This window comes from Brooklawnia propionicigenes (assembly GCF_030297015.1).
GTDB lineage: Bacteria > Actinomycetota > Actinomycetes > Propionibacteriales > Propionibacteriaceae > Brooklawnia > Brooklawnia propionicigenes.
The window spans coordinates 3,038,358-3,056,071 of record NZ_AP028056.1 but is presented as its reverse complement, the minus strand read 5'-3'; the positions used below and the strand labels follow the sequence as shown (position 1 = coordinate 3,056,071).

Sequence of the window (17,714 nt, the reverse complement as noted above, 5' to 3'; positions counted from 1 at the left end):
GCTACTGTGTCCCCGCCCCTTCAGGTCCAGCCAGCGAGTCGGGCACGTAGTCCGGCACAACTCGCGACGGCTGGGCGTCCAGTTCGGCGAGGAACCGGTCGACGGTTCGTCCGACGGCTTGCGAATCGGACAAAGACTCACCGACAACACGTTCCGAGAGCTGCACCGCCAAGCGGCCGATGTCGGAGCGCAGAGCGTTGTAGGCCTGATCCCGTTCGTTGCGAAGATGCAGTTCGGCAGACCGGCGGATGCGCTCCGCTTCCGCCTCGGCTTCCTTGCGCGCGTCGGCAATGATCTGCTGGCCCTGGGCCCTCGCCTGCTCGCGCAGCGCGGCGGCCTCCTCGCGGGACTGGGCAAGCTGCTCCTGGTAATGCCGCTTGGTCTCTTCGGCCTCCTGTTGGATCACCTGGGCACGGTTGATGCCGCCCTCGATCGCATTGGCCCGCTCGTTGAACATCTGCTCGAACTTGGGGACCGCGATCTTCTGCACACCCACCGCGACGATGATCGCCAGGACCAGGCCGACGATGAATTCTTCCAGATGCTCCGGAGCCAGCGGACCCAGGGAGAACTCCATGGGTATCAGTCCCACACCGATCATGGTGGGCCCAATCACTGGATGACGAAGGCGAGCACGAAGCCCAGAATGGCGAGGGCCTCAACCACGGCGAAGCCGATGTAGGCCGTGCTCATCATGGCTCCCTTGGCCTCAGGCTGACGCGCAGTGCCGTTGATGACCGAGGCGAAGATCCAGGCAACACCGATGCCAGGGCCCAGCGTGGCCAAGGCGTACCCGATGACGTTGATCGAGCCGGCCAGTTCCATGGGGGTCATTCTTCGTTCCTTTCGTTTGCAATGAGACTGATGTCGTCAGTGACTTTCACTGATCGATGAAGAGATGTACTGCGCGGTCAAGATCGTGAAGATATAGGCCTGCAGAAAACCGATGAACAGCTCGAAGCCGAGCATGACGAAACTGAAGAGCAGCGAGAACCCGCCGCCGATCTTGAGGACGATGCCGTCGGCCTGAGTCAGCAGGTAGGTACCACCGACGACGAAGACGAGGATCGTCAGGTGCCCGGCGAACATGTTCGCGAAGAGACGGACGCCGAGAGTCAACGGCCGGGTGATGAAGTTCGACAAGAACTCCACCGGCACGATGATCGGGTAGAGATACCACGGAACGCCCTCGGGGATCAGCGCCTTGCGCAGGTAGCCCGGGCCATGGGCACGGAAACCGGCATAGACATAGACGACGAAGACCATGGCAACAGCGCCCCACGAGTAGCCGATATTCGACATCGTCGGGAACATGAACAAGAAGAATTCACCGAACCAGTTGTTCAGCAGGATGTAGGTGAACAATCCGACGAGCAGACCGATATAGGGACGAAACCCCGGCCCGAGGATATCGCGGCCGACGCCGTTGCGGATGAACTCATAGAGGTATTCCATGAGGAACTGGCGCTTGTTCGGCACCGTGCTCAAACGCCTGGAGGCCAGCCACCAGATGACGAGCACTGCGATCGCGGCGATCACCGCCTGCAACATGGGCTTGGTGATCCAGTCGGTACCGAACAGGCCCGGGAACTGGAAATCCTCCACACCCGGCGAGGTGTAGCCCCCGCCTTCCATCGGGATCATGCGTCTCTCCCGTACCGCTTGATAATGATGTAAAAGCTGATGATCATTCCGGCGATGAAACCGACGACCATCAGGAATGACGTGTGCAATAGGTTGTCGGCCAACCAGCCAAGACCACCGTACAGCCCAATGCCGGTGAGAAGGTAACTGAGGATGATCATCCCCTGATCTTTCCCCTGCATCTGCTGCGCCGGCTCCGCCGATCGACCCAGACCGGTCTTATGGCGGCTCATTCGTCCCACCCGGCGGGTGCCTGATAGGGCCGGTCGTAGACGGCGATGCGCGCCCGTGAATGCCGGACGATCAGTCCGCCCAGCCAGCCGACCACCGCCGCGAGCGCACCTGCACAAACCCAGACCGGCGAGACCAGCGAGGCCACCGCAGGACTGCTGAGCGCCCATCGCAGGATCAGCCCGAGCAGCAGGACGCGTACCAGGTAGCCCGACATGATGAGCACCATGCCTTGGCTGTTGGCCAACTGCATCGCGATCCGCTCCACCAATTGACCACTGAAGAAATACGCCAGCACCAGTGCCACTGCACCCAGCGCACTGCCCAGCCCTCGGGTCTGATCGATCAGGGCGGCCACCACAGCACACAGGCCGCCGGCCAGCGCGCTGACCATCAAAGCTGAAGAAGTAAACCGGCCGAGGCTGTCGATTGCAGTCGATGCAGACGCCACCGTACCTCCTCTTTGATGAACCGTGCGGGCGACAACCCTGAGTTTAGGGCATCCGGGCGGGCTGCCGCCCGCACCCCGTCGAGTCTGTCAGGCGTCGGCCTGCGTACGGTGCCGCTGCCCCGGATTCACCGTGACGAGCGTTGCAGCGGCTATCCCCGCCGCGATGAGCAGCAATGCCACCGGCAGCCGCACCAGCCCGAAAGCGATCACGCCATAGGCGATCACTGCGCTCCACAGGTACAGAATCCACACCGCGTTGACCACCGAATGGCCCCGCTGGATCAGCCGGTGGTGGAGATGCTGCTTGTCGGCGACGAACCACCACTTGCCATTGATGGTGCGCCGGATGTAGGCAGCGACCAGGTCGATGAGTGGCAGCGCCATGATCGCAAACGGCAGCACCAGCGGCAGCCAGTAGGGCAGCATCCCGGTGCCTTCGGGGTTCAGCGATTGGGAGTCCATCTGGCCGGTGAACGACAGCGACGAGCACGACAGCAGGAGTCCAAGCAGCATCGAACCGGCGTCGCCCATGAACATGCGGGCCCGGTGAAAATTGTGCGGCAGGAAGCCCAGACAGACCCCGGTCGTGGTGGCGGTGACCAGACTGGCCGTGGTCGCCACCACGAGGTTCTGCTCGCGGGCGAGCACATAGGTGTAGGTGAACATCGCGGACGCACCGATGGCGACCACTCCGGCGGCCAGCCCGTCCAGCCCGTCCATCACGTTGATCGCGTTCACGCAGACGAAGATGAAGACCACCGTGATGATGATCGAGGTCGCCTGATCGAGCGCGATGATCTGGTTCGGCAACGAAATCCAATACATCCGCACACCGAAGAGCACCGCGACACCCGCGGCGAGCACCTGGCCGGCGGCCTTGGCGATCGCCGGCAGATCGATGATGTCGTCGATCACGCCCACCAGGCAGATCACCGCCCCGGCCGCCAGGATGCCGAGTGAGTCGCGGGAGACGACCTGGTGGCGCCCGAGGAAAGGCATCATCGACCCCAGCAGGAAGGCCATCGCCACCCCGCCGAACATCGCAACACCACCGAGATAGGGCGTCGGCCGGGTGTGCATGTCACGGACCCGGATCTGCGCCTCAATGCTGAATCTGATGGCGATGGCGCGGCACAGCCCCGACAGCAGGTAGGTCGTTGCTGCCGCGGTGAGCATCACCAGCAGGTATTCACGCATCCGGCGTCTGCCCGCCGTCGGACGCCACCGCAGGATCGGGTTCGGGGGCCGCTGGGGTGATGTCGGCCAGCTTGGGCATCACGACGGCAAGCGCAGCATGGCCCAGCACACCCGCGCGGATGATTCGTCCGCTCGGGGTGCTCGCCAGGTCGATGATGGTGGATGCGGTCGGCCCCGGGGTGGCACCGGCGTCCAGGTAGACCGCAACCGAATCCCCGAGTTGGTCGATGGCCTCGTCGATGTTGGTGGCCGGCGGCTGGCCGGAGACATTGGCACTGCTCACCGCGAGCGGTCCGGTCTGGCGCAGCAGCGCACGGGCGTCCGGGTGATCGGGCACCCGGACGGCGATGGTGCCCTCGGTCTTGCCCAGGTCCATCCTCAGCGTCGGCTGGGCTCTCATGATGAGGGTGAGCGCGCCCGGCCAGAACCGATTGATCAAGGCATCCACCTCGACCGGGACGTCGACCACCAGTGCACGCAGCATGGCGGGCTCGGCGATCAGCAGTGGCGGCGGCATGTCGCGGCCGCGGTGCTTGGCGTCCAACAGGCCCTGCACAGCGGCCGGCTGCAGCGCGTCCGCCGCGATGCCGTAGACGGTGTCGGTGGGAATGACAACCAAGTCACCGTTCGCGAGAGCATCCTGGGCCGCTGCCAGGCCCTCGTCACGTTCGGTGGAAAGATCGAAACGCCGCCGGCGCGGCTCATCGGATTCAGCGTTCGACAGCTCACTCACCGTCCCATCCTGGCACGCGTCTGCCCGTGACGAAACGTGGACGCCCCGACAGGTCGAGGTGATCGGCCTGATCGCCGAAGCCGGCCCGAGCCATCTCGTCGAGCACGGCAGGGCCCTGGTCGTCGCCGTGCTCGATCACCACCAGGCCGCCAGGACGCAGCAGCCGGTGCGCAACAGCGATCACGACGCGGATGGCGCCCAGGCCGTCATCCTCGGCGAACAGTGCCGCCTCAGGATCATGCTCACGCACTTCGACGGGCAGCCCATCACGTTGCGACCAGGGAATATAGGGCGGATTGGCGACCACGACCGCGGCCTGAGCGTCACGATCGGGCAGCGCGGCTGCCATATCGGCCTCGACTACCTCGGCGGAGGTGGCGGCCAGATTGCGGCGCAGCCACTGCGCGGCCTGGGCATCCTTCTCGACGGCGATCACCCGAGCGCCGGGGGCCTCGTCGCAGACCGCGGCGCTGATCGCACCTGAGCCGGCACACAATTCGACTACCAGCGAGCCCGGCTGCTGCTTCCGGACCTCGTCGATGGCCGCCCCGGCCACCAGCTCGGTCTCCGGGCGAGGAATGAACACGCCCGGGCCGACGGCCAGCCGGACATTGCGGAACCAGGCCTCGCCGGTCAGATGCTGCACCGGTACTCCGGTGGCCCGTTGGGCGATCAGTTCATCGAACCGCGCGGCCACGAGATCATCGATGGCAACAGCGGTGAGCAGCTGGGTTGCCGACAGGCCGCCGGCGTGCATGAGCAACAGCCGGGCGTCGGTCATCGGCGAGGCGGCGCCGGCGTCAGCCAGCCGCGCCGAAGCCCCGGCGAGCAGAGTCATCGGACGCCGGGTCACTGCGCATCCTGCTCCCCCACGTGCGACAGCCGCTCCTCCAGATCGGCGGTCTGCAAGGCCGCGATCAGGTCGTGCAGGTCGCCGCCCAGCACCGCATCGAGATTGTGTGCCTTGAAACCGATCCGGTGATCGGTGATGCGGTTCTCCGGGAAGTTGTAGGTGCGGATGCGCTCGGATCGGTCGACGGTGCGCACCTGCGACTTGCGGGCGGCGGCGGCCTGCTGGGCCTGTTCCTCTTCGGCCTTGGCGACCAGCCGGGCACGCAGGATGCGCATCGCCTGCTCCTTGTTCTGCAGCTGACTGCGCTCGTCCTGGCAGGTCACCACGATGCCCGACAGCAGGTGGGTGATCCGCACGGCCGAGTCGGTGGTGTTGACGCCCTGGCCGCCCTTGCCGCTGGACCGGTAGACGTCGATGCGCAGGTCGTCCTCGTTGATCTCGATCTCGTCGTCCTCGACATCGGGCATCACCAGCACGCCCGCGGCCGAGGTGTGCACCCGGCCCTGCGACTCGGTGACCGGCACCCGCTGCACCCGGTGCACGCCACCCTCGAACTTCAGCACGCCGTAGGGGGCTTGGCCGGGTTCGGGGGTCTTGGACGCCTTGATGGCCGCCGTGACCGACTTGTACCCGCCCAGGTCGGTCGATTCGGCGTCGAGCACCTGCAGCTTGAAACCGCGCTGCTCGCAGTAGTGCGCGTACATGTTGAGCAGGTCGGCGGCGAACAGGGCGGATTCTTCGCCGCCCTCCCCCGACTTGATCTCCATGATCGCGTCGCTGTCGTCGTTGGGGTCGCGCGGGGCGAGCAGAGCGGTCAGCTTCTCGGTGACCGCTTCCAGACGGCCGTGGATCTCGGCTTGTTCCTCGGCGAACCCGGGGTCCTCGGCCGCGAGATCGGCCGCCGCCTGCTCGTCGGCGGCCAGCGTGTCGTACTCGTCCAGCGCCTTGACGATCTGGGCGAGTTCGGCGTACCGGCGCCCGACCACGCGGGAGCGCTTGACGTCGGACAGCACCGCCGGATCGCTCATCTGAGCTTCGAGTTCGGCGTACTCAGCACGCATCGATTCGGCGGCTTCGAACATCAGTCCTCCTGAGGGACGTCGGCAGCTAGCAGTTCCTGGCAATGAAAGAGGCGCCGACGGCGGGTATCTCCGCCGCCAGCGCCCGCTGGAAGACTGCTACTTCTTCTTGCCGTAGCGGCGCTCGAAACGAGCAACGCGGCCACCGGTGTCAAGAATCTTCTGCTTGCCGGTGTAGAACGGGTGGCATTCGGAGCACACGTCGACGCTCATGACATCCGACTTGATGGTGCTGCGCGTCTCGAACTGATTCCCGCAGGTACACACGACCTTCACCTCGTGGTACTCAGGGTGAGTCGACTGCTTCATGGTTTCTCCTAGTTATCGTGCCGGGTCGCCATGTATCGAGGGCGTGAACCGGCGCCGTCGCGCGATCTTACCGCGCGCTGTGGTATTACCCAAATCTCACTCAGACCGCTCCGGGCGTGGTCTTGGCGATCGAAACGATGAACTCCGGATTGTTTGCGGTCTTCCGCATCCGGCTCAGCAGGGTCTCCAGGGCCTGCTGATCGTCCATTCCGGCCAGCACCCGGCGCAGTTTCCAGATGATATCGAGTTCGGCGCGCCCCATCAGCAGCTCCTCACGGCGGGTACCGGAGGCGTCCACATCGATGGCTGGGAAGATGCGCTTGTCGGCGAGCTGACGCGAGAGCTTCAGCTCCATGTTGCCGGTGCCCTTGAACTCCTCGAAAATCACCTCGTCCATCTTCGAGCCGGTCTCCACCAGGGCGGTCGCGAGAATGGTCAGCGAGCCGCCGTTCTCGATATTGCGGGCCGCACCGAAGAACTTCTTCGGCGGGTAGAGCGCCGCCGAATCGACACCGCCGGACAGGATTCGTCCCGATGGCGGCGCGGCCAGGTTGTAGGCACGGCCCAACCGGGTGATGCCGTCGAGCAGCACGACCACGTCGCGGCCCAACTCGACGAGCCGCTTGGCACGCTCGATGGCGAGTTCGGCGATCGAGGTGTGGTCTTCGGCGGGACGGTCGAAGGTGGACGCGATGATCTCGCCGGTGGTCGTCCGCTGGAAGTCGGTGACCTCCTCGGGACGCTCGTCCACGAGCACCACCATGAGGTGCACCTCGGGGTTGTTCGCGGTGATCGAGTTGGCGATGGACTGCATCACCATCGTCTTGCCGGCCTTCGGCGGGGAGACGATCAGACCGCGTTGGCCCTTGCCGATCGGGCTGACCAGGTCGATGATGCGGCCGGTCATGTTCTGCTGGGTGGTCTCCATCCGCAACCGCTGCTGCGGGTACAGCGGGGTCAGCTTGGAGAAATCGGGACGATCCTTCATCTTCTCGGGCGGCTGGCCGTTGACCGTGTCGAGACGCACCAGCGGGTTGTACTTCTCGCGACGCTCCCCCTCGCGGGGCTGACGGATGGCGCCGGTGATGATGTCACCCTTGCGGAGTCCGTTCTTGCGCACCATCGACAGCGAGACGTAGGCGTCGTTGGGTCCGGCCAGGTAGCCACTGGTACGCACGAAAGCGTAGTTGTCGAGGACATCGAGAATGCCGCTGATCTGGATCAGCACATCGTCGTCATGCACCGACTCGTCGACGCGCTCGGCCTCGTTGCCGGCGCTTCGATTGCGGCGACTGCCGCGCTCGCGCTGACGGCGGTTGCGGGAGCGGCGCGATCCGCTGGGTTGCTCGTCCTCGCCGGTGCGCGACGGTGCCTCGTGGGTCGGCGCACTCACCTGCTTGGCGACCGCCTGGGCCACCTGTTCCTGCTTGTCGGAGGCCGAGCCGCGGGTGGTCTCCCGTTCCCGCAGACGCTCGCGGACCTTCGGATCCTGGCCGAGGGCTGCGAGCCGGGCGCCGACGCTGTCCTCCAGGCTCTGCTCGGTCTCGTCGCGAGTTGGTTCGGCGACTGGACGATCGACTCGTTCGACCACCGAATGCTCGCTTCGCTCAGAGCGCGCGATCGCCGGGTGCTCGGTGCCTCCGGTCAGTTCTGCCTGCGGGGCCTGCTCGGCGGCGCGCTGGCCGCTGTCCGCGCTGCGCTGACGACGACTGCGGGTGCGGGTGGGGGGTTCGGTGGTGGGCGCCACAGACGCGGCGCCGGCTGACTTCTGGGGGGTGGCAGGGTGGCCGCTGCTCTGGTTTCCGCTGATCGCGGCGATCAGATCGGCCTTACGCATGGTGCTGGCACCTTTGATGCCCAGACCGGCGGCAACCTTCTTCAGCTCCGGCAGGAGCATTGTCGACAGTCCTGCCTGGGGGCCCGATGAGGTTTCGCTCACAAGATTCCTTTCCGCCACAAGGCGGCTCACATGAAAAATCGGGTTTGCCCGAACTGGCACAACCTGAGCACGGTTGCGTCTGCAGACCACGTCATGATCCGACAGGCTTGTGAGTGGGTTGTCCCGTTACGGACGCATGTGCCTGAACTACCAGACTCATGACGGCTGTTTAGTACGCCGCGCTTCAGCTACTTTACCAAAGGTTGCATGAGAAACGCGACACCGCCGGTTCGTGAGCTCAGCGAGTCGCGATCTTGGCGCTTGCCCTGGTGAAAGCGGCGCGCAGTCCGTCGTAATCGGTGGTCGACTCGAACTGCCCGAACTCATCGATCACCCGCTGCGGCGCATCGAACAAGATGCCCGCTTCGGCCTGGCCGAGCATCGATGTGTCGTTGTAGGAGTCACCGGCCGCGATACACGAGAAGTTGAGGCCCTGGAAGGCCTCGATCGCGTGCCGTTTCTGGTCGGGCATCCGCAGCTTGTAGCCGGTGATCTGACCGTCCTCGGCCACCTCGAGACGGTGGCAGAACAGCGTCGGACGTCCGAGCTGGATCATCAGCGGCTCGGCGAACTCATAGAAGGTGTCAGACAAAATGATCACCTGGTAGCGCTCGCGCAACCAGTCGAGGAAGTCACGGGCACCGGGCAGCGGCCCCAGCCCGGCGATGACCCGCTGGATCTGCGGCAATTTCAGTCCGTGGGCGTCCAATACACGCAGCCGGTGGGTCATCAGTTCGTCGTAGTCACTGACATCGCGTGTCGTCAGGCGCAGCTCGTCGATTCCGGTGGCCTCGGCGACGGCGATCCAGATCTCCGGAACCAGGACGCCTTCCAGGTCAAGGCAGGCCAGCTGCATCACATGCCCTCCACTCTCAAGAATCGGACCTCACTGCGCACCTTCGGGTTGGCCTTCAGTTCGCTCAGGCAGGCGAGCAGATCGGATTCGGTTGCCATGTGAGTCATCAGACTCAGCTCGGCCGATGCCCCGTCACGAACTCCGGACGAATCGGCCGGAGTCTGCAGAACGGTCTGCACCGATATCTTGTGGTGGGCCAGGATCGCGGCGATCGTGGCCAGCACGCCCGGCTCGTCCACGACTCGCAGCCGCAGGAAGTAGCGGGTCTGCACCGCGCCCATGTCGGCAACTCGAAGTTCGTTGTAGATGGTCTGGTTGGGTCCGGCAACCCCACGCGCCCGGTTGCGGGCCACCGTCACGAGGTCACCGGTCACCGCACTGGCCGTGGGAGCGCCACCGGCACCCGGCCCGAGGAACATCAGCCGTCCGGCAGCATCCGCCTCGACGAAGATCGCGTTGTAGGCCCCGCCCACCGCTGCCAGCGGGTGGCCGAGCGGGATCAGCGTCGGGTGCACGCGCACCGAGATCTGATCGTCGTCCAGTTGTTTGGCGATGGCCACCAGCTTCACGACGCAGCCGACATCGCGGGCGGCCCGGATGTCGTCCTGCACGATGCGGGTGATGCCCTCGGTGTGCACCTCGTCACCGTTCACCCGCGTATGGAAGGCCAGGCTGGCCAGCAATGCGGCCTTGGCGGCCGCATCGTAGCCCTCGACGTCGGCAGTCGGATCGGCTTCGGCGTAACCGAGGTCCTGTGCCTGCACCAAGGCAGCCTCGTAGTCGGTCTGCTCGGTGGTCATCTTGTCGAGGATGTAGTTGGTGGTGCCGTTGACGATGCCCATCACATGGCGGATCGAATCGCCGACCAGCGATTCGCGCAGCGGCCGGATGATCGGGATCGCGCCGGCCACGGCAGCCTCGTAGTACACATCGACACCGGCCAGCTCGGCGGCATCGAAGATCTCCTCGCCGTGTGCTGCCAGCAGGGCCTTGTTGGCGGTCACCACGGAGGCACCATGCTCGATCGCCGACAAGATCAACTGCCGAGCGGGATCGATTCCGCCGATCAGCTCGATGACGATGTCGGCCTCGCCACGGTCGATGAGCCCTTGCGGGTCGTCGGTGAACAGGCCGGCGGGCAATCCGGGGCGCTGGCGGGATAGGTCGCGCACCGCGATACCGATCAGTTCCAGGGGTCGCCCGATCCGGGCGGCGAAGTCGTCGCCGTGCTCGAGAATCAGCCTGGCCACCTGTGTGCCGACCGTGCCGGATCCCAGCAGAACCACCTTCAGCGGCTCATCACCGTCCTGACGCACCCGCATCATCATTCCCCCACATCCAATGCCATCAGATCGTCCAGAGTTTCCCGGCGGAGCAGCACCTTCGCCACGCCATCGTTCACCGCGACCACCGGAGGACGCGGGGTGTGATTGTAGTTGCTGGCCATCGAGCGGCTGTAGGCGCCCGATGCGGGCACGGCGAGCAGATCACCGGGATGCACATCGGCCGGCAGGAAGACGTCATGCACCAGAATGTCGCCGCCCTCGCAGTGTTTGCCAACCACCCGGCAGAGCACGGTTTCGGCTTGCGAACACCTATTTGCCAGGACCGCGGAGTACTCGGCGGCATACAGGGCGGGCCTGATGTTGTCGCTCATGCCGCCGTCCACGCTCACGTAGATGCGCTGGGCGCCGCCCTCCAGATCGACCGGCTTGACGGTGCCGACCGTGTAGACGGCCATCGCGGCCGGGCCAACGATCGCGCGGCCGGGCTCGATCGACAGTCGGGGCTCGATCATCCCGTGGCCACGTGCCTCGTGCGCCACGATCTCGCGCAGATCGCCGGCCAGTTGCTCAGGGGTGGACGGAGAGTCCTGGCTGGTGTAGGCGATGCCGAAACCGCCGCCCAGATCGAGTTCGGGCAGCTGGGTGCCGGTCGCGTCGGTGAACTGCGAGAGCAGCTTCATGGTGCGCCGGGCGGCAACTTCGAAGCCGCCGGTGTCGAAGATCTGCGAGCCGATGTGCGAGTGGATACCCAGCAGCGTGGTGTGCGGGTCGTAGTGACAGCGCACCATCGCCACCATCGCCTGGTTGTTGGTGATGGAGAAGCCGAACTTCTGGTCCTCATGGGCGGTGGCGATGTACTCGTGGGTATGAGCCTCCACCCCGGGGGTGACGCGCACCATCACGCGAGCATGCCAGTCGTTGGCCTCGCAGAGTTCGATGATCCGGTCCAGCTCGTCCAGCGAATCGATGATGATCCGCCCGACTCCCGCGTCCAGAGCCGTCGCCAGCTCGTCGACACTCTTGTTGTTGCCGTGCATGCCGATCCGGGCCGGATCGAACCCGGCCTGCAAGGCGGTCGCCAGCTCACCTGCCGAACAGACGTCGAGCGACAGGCCTTCCTCATCGACCCAGTGGGCCACGGTGCGGGTCAGGAACGCCTTGCCGGCGTAGTAGACCGTCCAGCCCTCGAAGGCGTCGCGGAACTCTCGCGCGCGATGCCGGAAGTCCTGCTCGTCCATGAGATAGACCGGGCTGCCGAACTGCTCAATGGCATCGGTGACTCTCAGCCCGGCGGTGCTGATGACGCCGTCCTCGGCACGTTCAGTCGTCTTGCTCCACAGTGCGGAGTTGAGCTTATTGGGGTCGCTGGGACGCTCCAGCCATTGCGGGCCTGGAGTCGAAACATCTGCATGGATGGCACCAGCGACGTGCATGTGAGTCACGATGCCCTATTCTCCCAGACCTGGCCAACTGGCGCCAAGCCGTCCAGCACAATGCGCGTGCCGAACCGATGCCGAGAACCGGCGCGCTCATCGTGGTGCCTCATTGTCAAATCCCCGCGAAATGGGGGGTCGTGCCTCACATTGTTTTCCTCGCGTAGGGTTCAGCTGGCGGTTAGCCGGATCCCGGCGGGGTTGGGTAGTTGTGGTCGTGCTTGTTCTTCTAGACGGCGGGTTTTCAGACCGGCGTGGCGGGTGAGTTCTTGCTGGATCAGGCCGATCTGTCGGGCCATCGCGGCGGGCTGCAAGGTGGTCTTGTATGCGGCCTGCTCGGCTTGCTGGGCTCGGCTGAGGACCCCGGCGTCGAGGAACCGCTGGTAGGGCGTTTTGGGCTTGTCGTAGACGCGTTTGCGGCGACCGACGGCATCGGTGGCCCAGCCGATTGGTTTCTTCGTGGGGGTGAAGAAGTTCAACCGGTCGTTGACTAGTGGCCACAGCCGGTTGAGGAGTTCCAGCTCCAGTGGGGTGTCGTAGCGGTGGTAGAAGCCGTAACGCCTGACGAGGTGGTTGTTTTTCGATTCGATGGTGGCTTGGTCGTTCTTCTTGTAGGGCCTTGATCGGGTGAAGAACACCTCACGCTGCCCGGCCCAGCCGATCAGGTCATAGTTGATGAACTCCGAGCCGTTGTCACAGTCGATCCCGGTGACCATGAACGGCACCTGGTTGATGAACTCGTCGAACGCGGACCGGATGTGGAGGTGGGCGTTGTTGCGGATCGCTTTGGTGAACACCCAGCCGGTATGCATGTCGGTGAAGTTCACGGTGCGCGCGAACTCGCCCTTCAACGTCGGGCCGCAGTGAGCCACCGTGTCGACCTCGAAGAACCCCGGCTCGGCCTCGACCTCGTCACCGGCCTTGCGGATACTGATCGAGTTACGCAACAAGCTCCCCGGTTTCGTTGCCGATTTGCCTCGGATCGGGTCCTTGGCCCGCGCTGTGTTCAGGTACCGGTCGATCGTGGCCGCCGACATGGACTCCAGCTCGGCACGCACCTCCACGCTGTAGCGGTCCTGCCCGGCCACCAGTGAACCTTCGGCTTCCATCGCATCCAGCCAGTCGCTGATCGACACGACGAGGTACTTCCCGCAACTGCCGCCAGCAGTCGCCCAAACCCGCTGCAGCACCACCAGCGCATCGTAGGAGTACTTGCGTGGTTTCGTGCGTCGCCGGTCAATCACCGCGACCGTCGCAACAGCGCGGCCCTTCGGCTGCCGTAGTCGCGCCTTCAGTGTCTGACGAGCATGATCCCGATTCCAGCCCGTCACGTCCACGACCTGATCCAAGATCAGACCCTTGTCCTTCTTCGACGCGGCCGCGTACGCCGTGGCGTACCGCTTCGTGACCTCAACCCTGGCTGCCATCGACAAACCCTCATCACTCACACCCCATCGTGGCCGACCCAAGCTTCGCGGGGGAAACTGTATGAGGCACGGCCCCCTCACTCGCGGGGACTATGTATGAGTCTCGTCGCTCATTTCCACCCGGAGGCCGCCCAGTGCTAACCTGAACTCTGCCCAGCAAGCCAGTAATGCTGTCAGGTTTGCCCCCGTAGCTCAGGGGATAGAGCACCGCCCTCCGGAGGCGGGAGCAGAGGTTCGAATCCTCTCGGGGGCGCTCATTTTCTCGGTCTCCGCTCTGCTTTGGCTTCTGCGCGGCGGGCCGGGCACTGCGATATCGCACTCGACTGGGCGGTATGGTCTGAGTTGGCAGGCAACGCGTTGCACTCGGTCTGGCATGGCAGAGAGGCAGAACGAATGGAAACGCCACACGTCGGCGACCGGGCAGGTGCCGGCGACCCAGCTTGGCTCATCGGCCTGCGGCGCTATGGCATCGCGAGCTGGTCCGCACTCGGGATCATCGGCCTGGTCGTCGTGGTGTGCTTGGCATTCGGCGCCGTGAGTGGCGTGATGGTGCCACTGGTGATCGCCGTCATGTTGGGCACGGTGTTGAGTCCCATCGCCGCCTCACTGGAACGTCGAGGAGCCCGCCCCGTGCTCGCGGCGCTGGCCGCCCTGCTGGTCTTCGCTCTGGTGGCAGCGGGAATCATTGTGCTCGTCACACGAGGCTTCATCCAACAGGTCCCGGAGATCTCAAGCCAGCTCAACGCCGGCTGGAGCTCATTCCTGGTCTGGGGAAACAGCTTGGATCTCGACACGATCTGGCTGGAACGTGCGCGGGCCGCCGTCCAGGACTATGCCCCGCGGTTGGGCGAAGGCGTGCTCGGCCTGGTGACGGATACCTTCTTCGGGGTGATTTCGCTGGCCTTCGGCGTGTTCTTCGCTGTCTTCTTCCTCTTCTTCGTCATCAGGGACCGGTCGAAGTTCCCCGACTGGGTCGCTCGCCTCACCGGCACTGATCCCGCGCTTGCCGACAAGGTCATCTCGTTGGTGCAAGGCGCGCTGAGCGGCTACTTCAGGGGTGTAGCCGTCACCGCGATCATCACCGCCCCCGTCTTCATGGTGCCGCTGCTGCTCCTGCGCGTGCCGCTGGCGATCCCCATCTTCATCATGTACTTCGTCTTGTCGTTCGTGCCGTTCGTCGGCGCCTGGATCACCGGCATATTCGCCGTGCTCATCGCCTTCGGCTCAGGTGGCTCCACGGCCGCGCTGATCGTGCTGGTCAGCCTGCTCGTCTCCAACGGCACTGTGCAGACAGCGGTCAGTTCCTGGGCGCTCGGGTCGTCTCTCAAGATGCACCCGGTCGCTGTGCTGGTCGCAACGATGGTAGGCGGCGTCATCGCCGGCATCCTCGGAATGGTGCTGGCTCCCCCGCTACTATCCGCAACCACGAAGGCGGCCGCCGCGATCCGCGCCCAGCGGGACGCGGATTCAGCCACGGACGAAGCCGATGCCGGCCTCGTTCCGCCGGAGCAGGGCTGACCCGAGGATACCCCCGATGGCCGAGACACCCCAAGCCTCACAGCCTCCCGAGCGCTGGCACCTCTCCGAGCTTCTCGTCGCTCCCGAGCGCATCGTCTCGCACTTCTTCGACCGCTGGAACCTGCGCTCGGGACGCATGCAACTGCTGATCTGGGCGATCGGGCGTCTTGCCGTGCTGCTCACCTGGGCCCTGATCAACCCCGAAACCCAGGGTGATGTCGTCTACTACTACGAGCACATCGCCTACATGTTCCAGGTGGGCCCGGCTGCCACCATGACCGAGTACCCCACCCCGGTGTTGTGGCTGCTGACACTGCCGTGGTATCTCGGGTTCGGCACTCAGACCGGCTACGTCGTCGCATTCGTGCTCCTTATGCTGGCATTGGACGTGGCTTTCACGCTGTCCCTGTGGCGCTGGGGTGGACGCCTGCGATCCCATGCGGTCACCTTCTGGACGCTGTTCGTCGTATTCATCGGGCCGACGGTCTACCTGCGTTTCGATCTGGTGACCTCGGTACTCGCGGGCTGGAGCCTGTTGCTGCTGCGCCGCCACTGGACGGCGAGCGGAGCACTGGCCGGCATCGGCGCCGCGATCAAACTCTGGCCGGCGCTGCTGTGGCCCGCGCTGTGCGGCGGCAGTCGTCCCCAACGCATCCGCACCAGCATCGGTTTCTGGCTGACCGGTGGCCTGCTCGCCCTGATCTCGCTGATCTGGGCCGGTTGGGACCGCCTCATCTCGCCGCTCACCTGGCAGTCGGGCCGCGGGCTTCAAGTGGAATCGGTCTGGGCGACCATCCCCATGCTGGCGCGCGCCGTCGGTATCGGCGACTATGCGGTGACGATATCCCGCTTCCAGGCGTTCGAGATCTACGGCACCGGCGTGCCCTTCTGGTCAACGCTGGCCACCATCGCCACGGTGATCGGAATGCTGATGCTCATCGTCGTCTTCGCGCTGTGGTGGCGGCGCGGCCACGGCACCACCTCGCAGGCCGCGCTGCTCATGATCCTCGTGATCTTGACGATGATCGTCACCAACAAGACGTTCAGCCCGCAGTACATGATCTGGCTGGGTGGGCCGATGGCCGCAGCGATCGCACTGCTCGGCTGCCGGCGTCCGGACACCGCGAACTACGCACTCGACCGGCGCAGACTCTGGTTGATCTGCCTCACCATCTTGACGATCACGATCCTCACCGGCATCGTCTTCCCCCTCGGCTACGACCCCTTGGTGCGCGATTCCTATATCACGCGCTACTGGCGGTTGCCTGTGACTATCGTTCTGGCATTACGAAACCTGTTGATAACGGCGCTTCTGGGCTATGTTCTGCGGTTGGTGAAGGGTTTCGTCTGGACTACTGCTAAGGAAAGGCGCGCATGAGCAGACCGGCCACCCGGCGTGCGGCATCCCTCGGCAGGTTGCTGACGAATGGGTTCGTCGCCTTCTCATTGTGGGTGCTCAGCCGCGCACTGATGGCCTTGCTGTGGAGCAACCGCGAGACATTCATCGACCACGATGTGCGCTACTACTTCTGGCAGCTCGATGCCGACGGGGTCTCCGGAGCCCTGGTCGAGTACCCCACTCCCATCGCAGTTTTCCTCGACCTCATCCGGATCACGGCAGGGCGCACCGAGAACGCGTACGTCATCGCATTCGTCCTCATCATGGTCATATTGGACGGAGCAGTCACGGTCTGGCTGTGGCGGTCGTACAGCAAGACGGCGAGTGCCTACTGGGCCGCCTACACGTGGTGCATCGGCTCGCTGATCTGGTTCCGCATTGATCTGCTGCCTGCCGTCGCCGTGCTGGCAAGCCTGGTCTGGGTCACCCGTCGTCCGATCGCTTCAGGGGCTGCCGTGGCCGTCGGAGCGGCGACCAAACTGTGGCCCGCGATGCTGATCGCCCCCATGCTCGGCACCGACCGTTGGGGCAAACGCCGCGGCTTGGGCTTCCTGATCGCCGGCGGCCTGCTCGGCCTCGGCTCCGTCCTGTTCTTCGGCTGGACGCGCTCGATCTCCCCGGTGACCTGGCAGTCCGACCGCGGTCTGCAGATCGAATCGATCGTGGCCACCGTCCCGATGATCCGGCACGCCTTCATCTCCCCCGACCTGTTTCACACCGAACTCTCGCAGTACAACGCCTGGGAGATCTTCGGCCCGGGCGTCGACTTCTGGCTCTCGGTCGCGGACTGGATGCTGGTCGGCAGCGTCCTGCTGGCCGTGGCCCTCGGCTGGTTGATCGCGCTCGGCGGGATGGGTCTGCCCCACCATCGCCTGCCCAACGCGAACGATCCCGACACGATGGCTGCCCGGACGCACGCCATCGTCCTTGCCCAGATCGCGCTGATCTGCGCGACGATCGTGGCGAACAAGACCTTCAGCCCCCAGTACATGATCTGGCTGGGCGGACCACTGGCCATTCTGCTGTCGCTGTCGTTGCCGCGCCGTGACCGGATCCAGGCGCGCTGGCTGGCAATTCTGGGCCTGATCTGCGCCGCGATGACCCACCTGGTCTTCCCACTGAACTACTCGGGCCTGATCAGTCAGCCGACCGCCGAGCACGCAGACACCGTGCGACTGGTGGTCCGCAATCTCTTGGTGATCGCCCTGTGCGTCGCCTCGGTAACGATGGCCCTCAAGTCGGCGTGGCGGATCGGCCGGGACGACCCGCAGGTGGCCTCGTCCCACTAGAGTTGACGCAGCAATCAAACTGGCACCTCGCCAGCGGTTCGCGCAATGCCAACCATGGGAAGGGGCGAAG

Annotated in this window: 18 protein-coding genes and 1 tRNA gene; 4 read left to right on the top strand and 15 right to left on the bottom strand. The window is 64.9% G+C overall.

Annotation, left to right across the window (positions count from 1 at the left end; translation table 11 throughout):
* Position 1 precedes the first annotated feature (1 nt).
* The 15 genes from QUE25_RS14030 to QUE25_RS13960 all read right to left on the bottom strand — a co-directional run bounded on the left by QUE25_RS14030 (position 2) and on the right by QUE25_RS13960 (position 13,438).
* On the bottom strand, positions 2 to 592 hold the full coding sequence (locus QUE25_RS14030) for a F0F1 ATP synthase subunit B (RefSeq protein WP_286266071.1): 591 nt from the start codon (positions 590 to 592) through the stop codon (positions 2 to 4).
* Positions 593 to 612: 20 nt separating this feature from the next.
* A complete protein-coding gene (gene atpE, locus QUE25_RS14025; RefSeq protein ID WP_286026669.1) occupies positions 613 to 834 on the bottom strand; it encodes an ATP synthase F0 subunit C in 222 nt (73 codons plus the stop codon).
* Positions 835 to 870: 36 nt separating this feature from the next.
* Positions 871 to 1,644, bottom strand: coding sequence for a F0F1 ATP synthase subunit A (gene atpB / locus QUE25_RS14020; RefSeq protein WP_286266066.1), 774 nt, complete (start codon positions 1,642 to 1,644; stop codon positions 871 to 873).
* Entirely contained in the window at positions 1,641 to 1,877 is a 237-nt protein-coding gene (locus tag QUE25_RS14015) for a hypothetical protein (protein WP_286266065.1), read from the bottom strand. Before QUE25_RS14015 ends, atpB begins: the two co-directional genes overlap by 4 nt.
* Positions 1,874 to 2,326 (bottom strand): hypothetical protein, encoded by a 453-nt coding sequence (locus QUE25_RS14010; protein WP_286266063.1) that lies wholly within the window; start codon positions 2,324 to 2,326, stop codon positions 1,874 to 1,876. The genes QUE25_RS14015 and QUE25_RS14010 overlap by 4 nt, the downstream gene beginning before the upstream one ends.
* 87 nt (positions 2,327 to 2,413) lie before the next feature.
* Positions 2,414 to 3,523 carry an MraY family glycosyltransferase gene (locus tag QUE25_RS14005; protein WP_286266061.1) on the bottom strand — a complete coding sequence of 370 codons (1,110 nt, stop codon included), beginning with the start codon at positions 3,521 to 3,523 and terminating at the stop codon, positions 2,414 to 2,416.
* A complete protein-coding gene (locus tag QUE25_RS14000; protein WP_286266060.1) occupies positions 3,516 to 4,256 on the bottom strand; it encodes an L-threonylcarbamoyladenylate synthase in 741 nt (246 codons plus the stop codon). The genes QUE25_RS14005 and QUE25_RS14000 overlap by 8 nt, the downstream gene beginning before the upstream one ends.
* On the bottom strand, positions 4,249 to 5,109 hold the full coding sequence (prmC, locus tag QUE25_RS13995) for a peptide chain release factor N(5)-glutamine methyltransferase (RefSeq protein ID WP_286266058.1): 861 nt from the start codon (positions 5,107 to 5,109) through the stop codon (positions 4,249 to 4,251). Before prmC ends, QUE25_RS14000 begins: the two co-directional genes overlap by 8 nt.
* The gene (gene prfA / locus QUE25_RS13990; protein ID WP_286266057.1) at positions 5,106 to 6,191 is read right to left on the bottom strand and encodes a peptide chain release factor 1; all 1,086 of its coding nucleotides are present in this window, start codon (positions 6,189 to 6,191) and stop codon (positions 5,106 to 5,108) included. The genes prmC and prfA overlap by 4 nt, the downstream gene beginning before the upstream one ends.
* 96 nt (positions 6,192 to 6,287) lie before the next feature.
* The gene (rpmE, locus tag QUE25_RS13985; RefSeq protein WP_286266055.1) at positions 6,288 to 6,497 is read right to left on the bottom strand and encodes a 50S ribosomal protein L31; all 210 of its coding nucleotides are present in this window, start codon (positions 6,495 to 6,497) and stop codon (positions 6,288 to 6,290) included.
* A gap of 100 nt (positions 6,498 to 6,597) precedes the next feature.
* Entirely contained in the window at positions 6,598 to 8,394 is a 1,797-nt protein-coding gene (gene rho / locus QUE25_RS13980; protein WP_286266053.1) for a transcription termination factor Rho, read from the bottom strand.
* Between the two features lie 280 nt (positions 8,395 to 8,674).
* Positions 8,675 to 9,292, bottom strand: coding sequence for a bifunctional phosphoserine phosphatase/homoserine phosphotransferase ThrH (gene thrH / locus QUE25_RS13975; RefSeq protein ID WP_286268585.1), 618 nt, complete (start codon positions 9,290 to 9,292; stop codon positions 8,675 to 8,677).
* The gene (locus tag QUE25_RS13970) at positions 9,292 to 10,614 is read right to left on the bottom strand and encodes a homoserine dehydrogenase (protein WP_286266051.1); all 1,323 of its coding nucleotides are present in this window, start codon (positions 10,612 to 10,614) and stop codon (positions 9,292 to 9,294) included. The genes thrH and QUE25_RS13970 overlap by 1 nt, the downstream gene beginning before the upstream one ends.
* Positions 10,615 to 10,616: 2 nt before the next feature.
* On the bottom strand, positions 10,617 to 12,020 hold the full coding sequence (gene lysA, locus QUE25_RS13965; protein WP_286266048.1) for a diaminopimelate decarboxylase: 1,404 nt from the start codon (positions 12,018 to 12,020) through the stop codon (positions 10,617 to 10,619).
* Between the two features lie 161 nt (positions 12,021 to 12,181).
* The gene (locus tag QUE25_RS13960; RefSeq protein WP_286266046.1) at positions 12,182 to 13,438 is read right to left on the bottom strand and encodes an integrase; all 1,257 of its coding nucleotides are present in this window, start codon (positions 13,436 to 13,438) and stop codon (positions 12,182 to 12,184) included.
* A gap of 181 nt (positions 13,439 to 13,619) precedes the next feature.
* On the opposite strand from QUE25_RS13960, the gene QUE25_RS13955 reads away from it, so the two are divergent.
* The 4 genes from QUE25_RS13955 (at position 13,620) to QUE25_RS13940 (ending at position 17,644) form a co-directional block, all read left to right on the top strand.
* A tRNA-Arg gene (locus QUE25_RS13955) sits at positions 13,620 to 13,691 on the top strand.
* Between the two features lie 140 nt (positions 13,692 to 13,831).
* The gene (locus QUE25_RS13950) at positions 13,832 to 14,956 is read left to right on the top strand and encodes an AI-2E family transporter (protein ID WP_286266045.1); all 1,125 of its coding nucleotides are present in this window, start codon (positions 13,832 to 13,834) and stop codon (positions 14,954 to 14,956) included.
* A 16-nt stretch (positions 14,957 to 14,972) separates the two neighbouring features.
* On the top strand, positions 14,973 to 16,334 hold the full coding sequence (locus QUE25_RS13945; protein ID WP_286266041.1) for a glycosyltransferase family 87 protein: 1,362 nt from the start codon (positions 14,973 to 14,975) through the stop codon (positions 16,332 to 16,334).
* Positions 16,331 to 17,644, top strand: a complete 1,314-nt coding sequence (locus QUE25_RS13940) for a hypothetical protein (RefSeq protein ID WP_286266039.1) — start codon at positions 16,331 to 16,333, stop codon at positions 17,642 to 17,644. Before QUE25_RS13945 ends, QUE25_RS13940 begins: the two co-directional genes overlap by 4 nt.
* Positions 17,645 to 17,714: the final 70 nt, after the last annotated feature.

Coding starts and splice junctions, on each gene's coding strand:
- atpE (WP_286026669.1), bottom strand. CDS start 834: ATGACCCCCATGGAACTGGCCGGCTCGATCAACGTCATCGGGTACGCC.
- atpB (WP_286266066.1), bottom strand. CDS start 1,644: ATGATCCCGATGGAAGGCGGGGGCTACACCTCGCCGGGTGTGGAGGAT.
- QUE25_RS14015 (WP_286266065.1), bottom strand. CDS start 1,877: ATGAGCCGCCATAAGACCGGTCTGGGTCGATCGGCGGAGCCGGCGCAG.
- QUE25_RS14005 (WP_286266061.1), bottom strand. CDS start 3,523: ATGCGTGAATACCTGCTGGTGATGCTCACCGCGGCAGCAACGACCTAC.
- prfA (WP_286266057.1), bottom strand. CDS start 6,191: ATGTTCGAAGCCGCCGAATCGATGCGTGCTGAGTACGCCGAACTCGAA.
- rpmE (WP_286266055.1), bottom strand. CDS start 6,497: ATGAAGCAGTCGACTCACCCTGAGTACCACGAGGTGAAGGTCGTGTGT.
- rho (WP_286266053.1), bottom strand. CDS start 8,394: ATGCTCCTGCCGGAGCTGAAGAAGGTTGCCGCCGGTCTGGGCATCAAA.
- thrH (WP_286268585.1), bottom strand. CDS start 9,292: ATGCAGCTGGCCTGCCTTGACCTGGAAGGCGTCCTGGTTCCGGAGATC.
- QUE25_RS13970 (WP_286266051.1), bottom strand. CDS start 10,614: ATGCGGGTGCGTCAGGACGGTGATGAGCCGCTGAAGGTGGTTCTGCTG.
- QUE25_RS13960 (WP_286266046.1), bottom strand. CDS start 13,438: ATGGCAGCCAGGGTTGAGGTCACGAAGCGGTACGCCACGGCGTACGCG.
- QUE25_RS13950 (WP_286266045.1), top strand. CDS start 13,832: ATGGAAACGCCACACGTCGGCGACCGGGCAGGTGCCGGCGACCCAGCT.
- QUE25_RS13945 (WP_286266041.1), top strand. CDS start 14,973: ATGGCCGAGACACCCCAAGCCTCACAGCCTCCCGAGCGCTGGCACCTC.
- QUE25_RS13940 (WP_286266039.1), top strand. CDS start 16,331: ATGAGCAGACCGGCCACCCGGCGTGCGGCATCCCTCGGCAGGTTGCTG.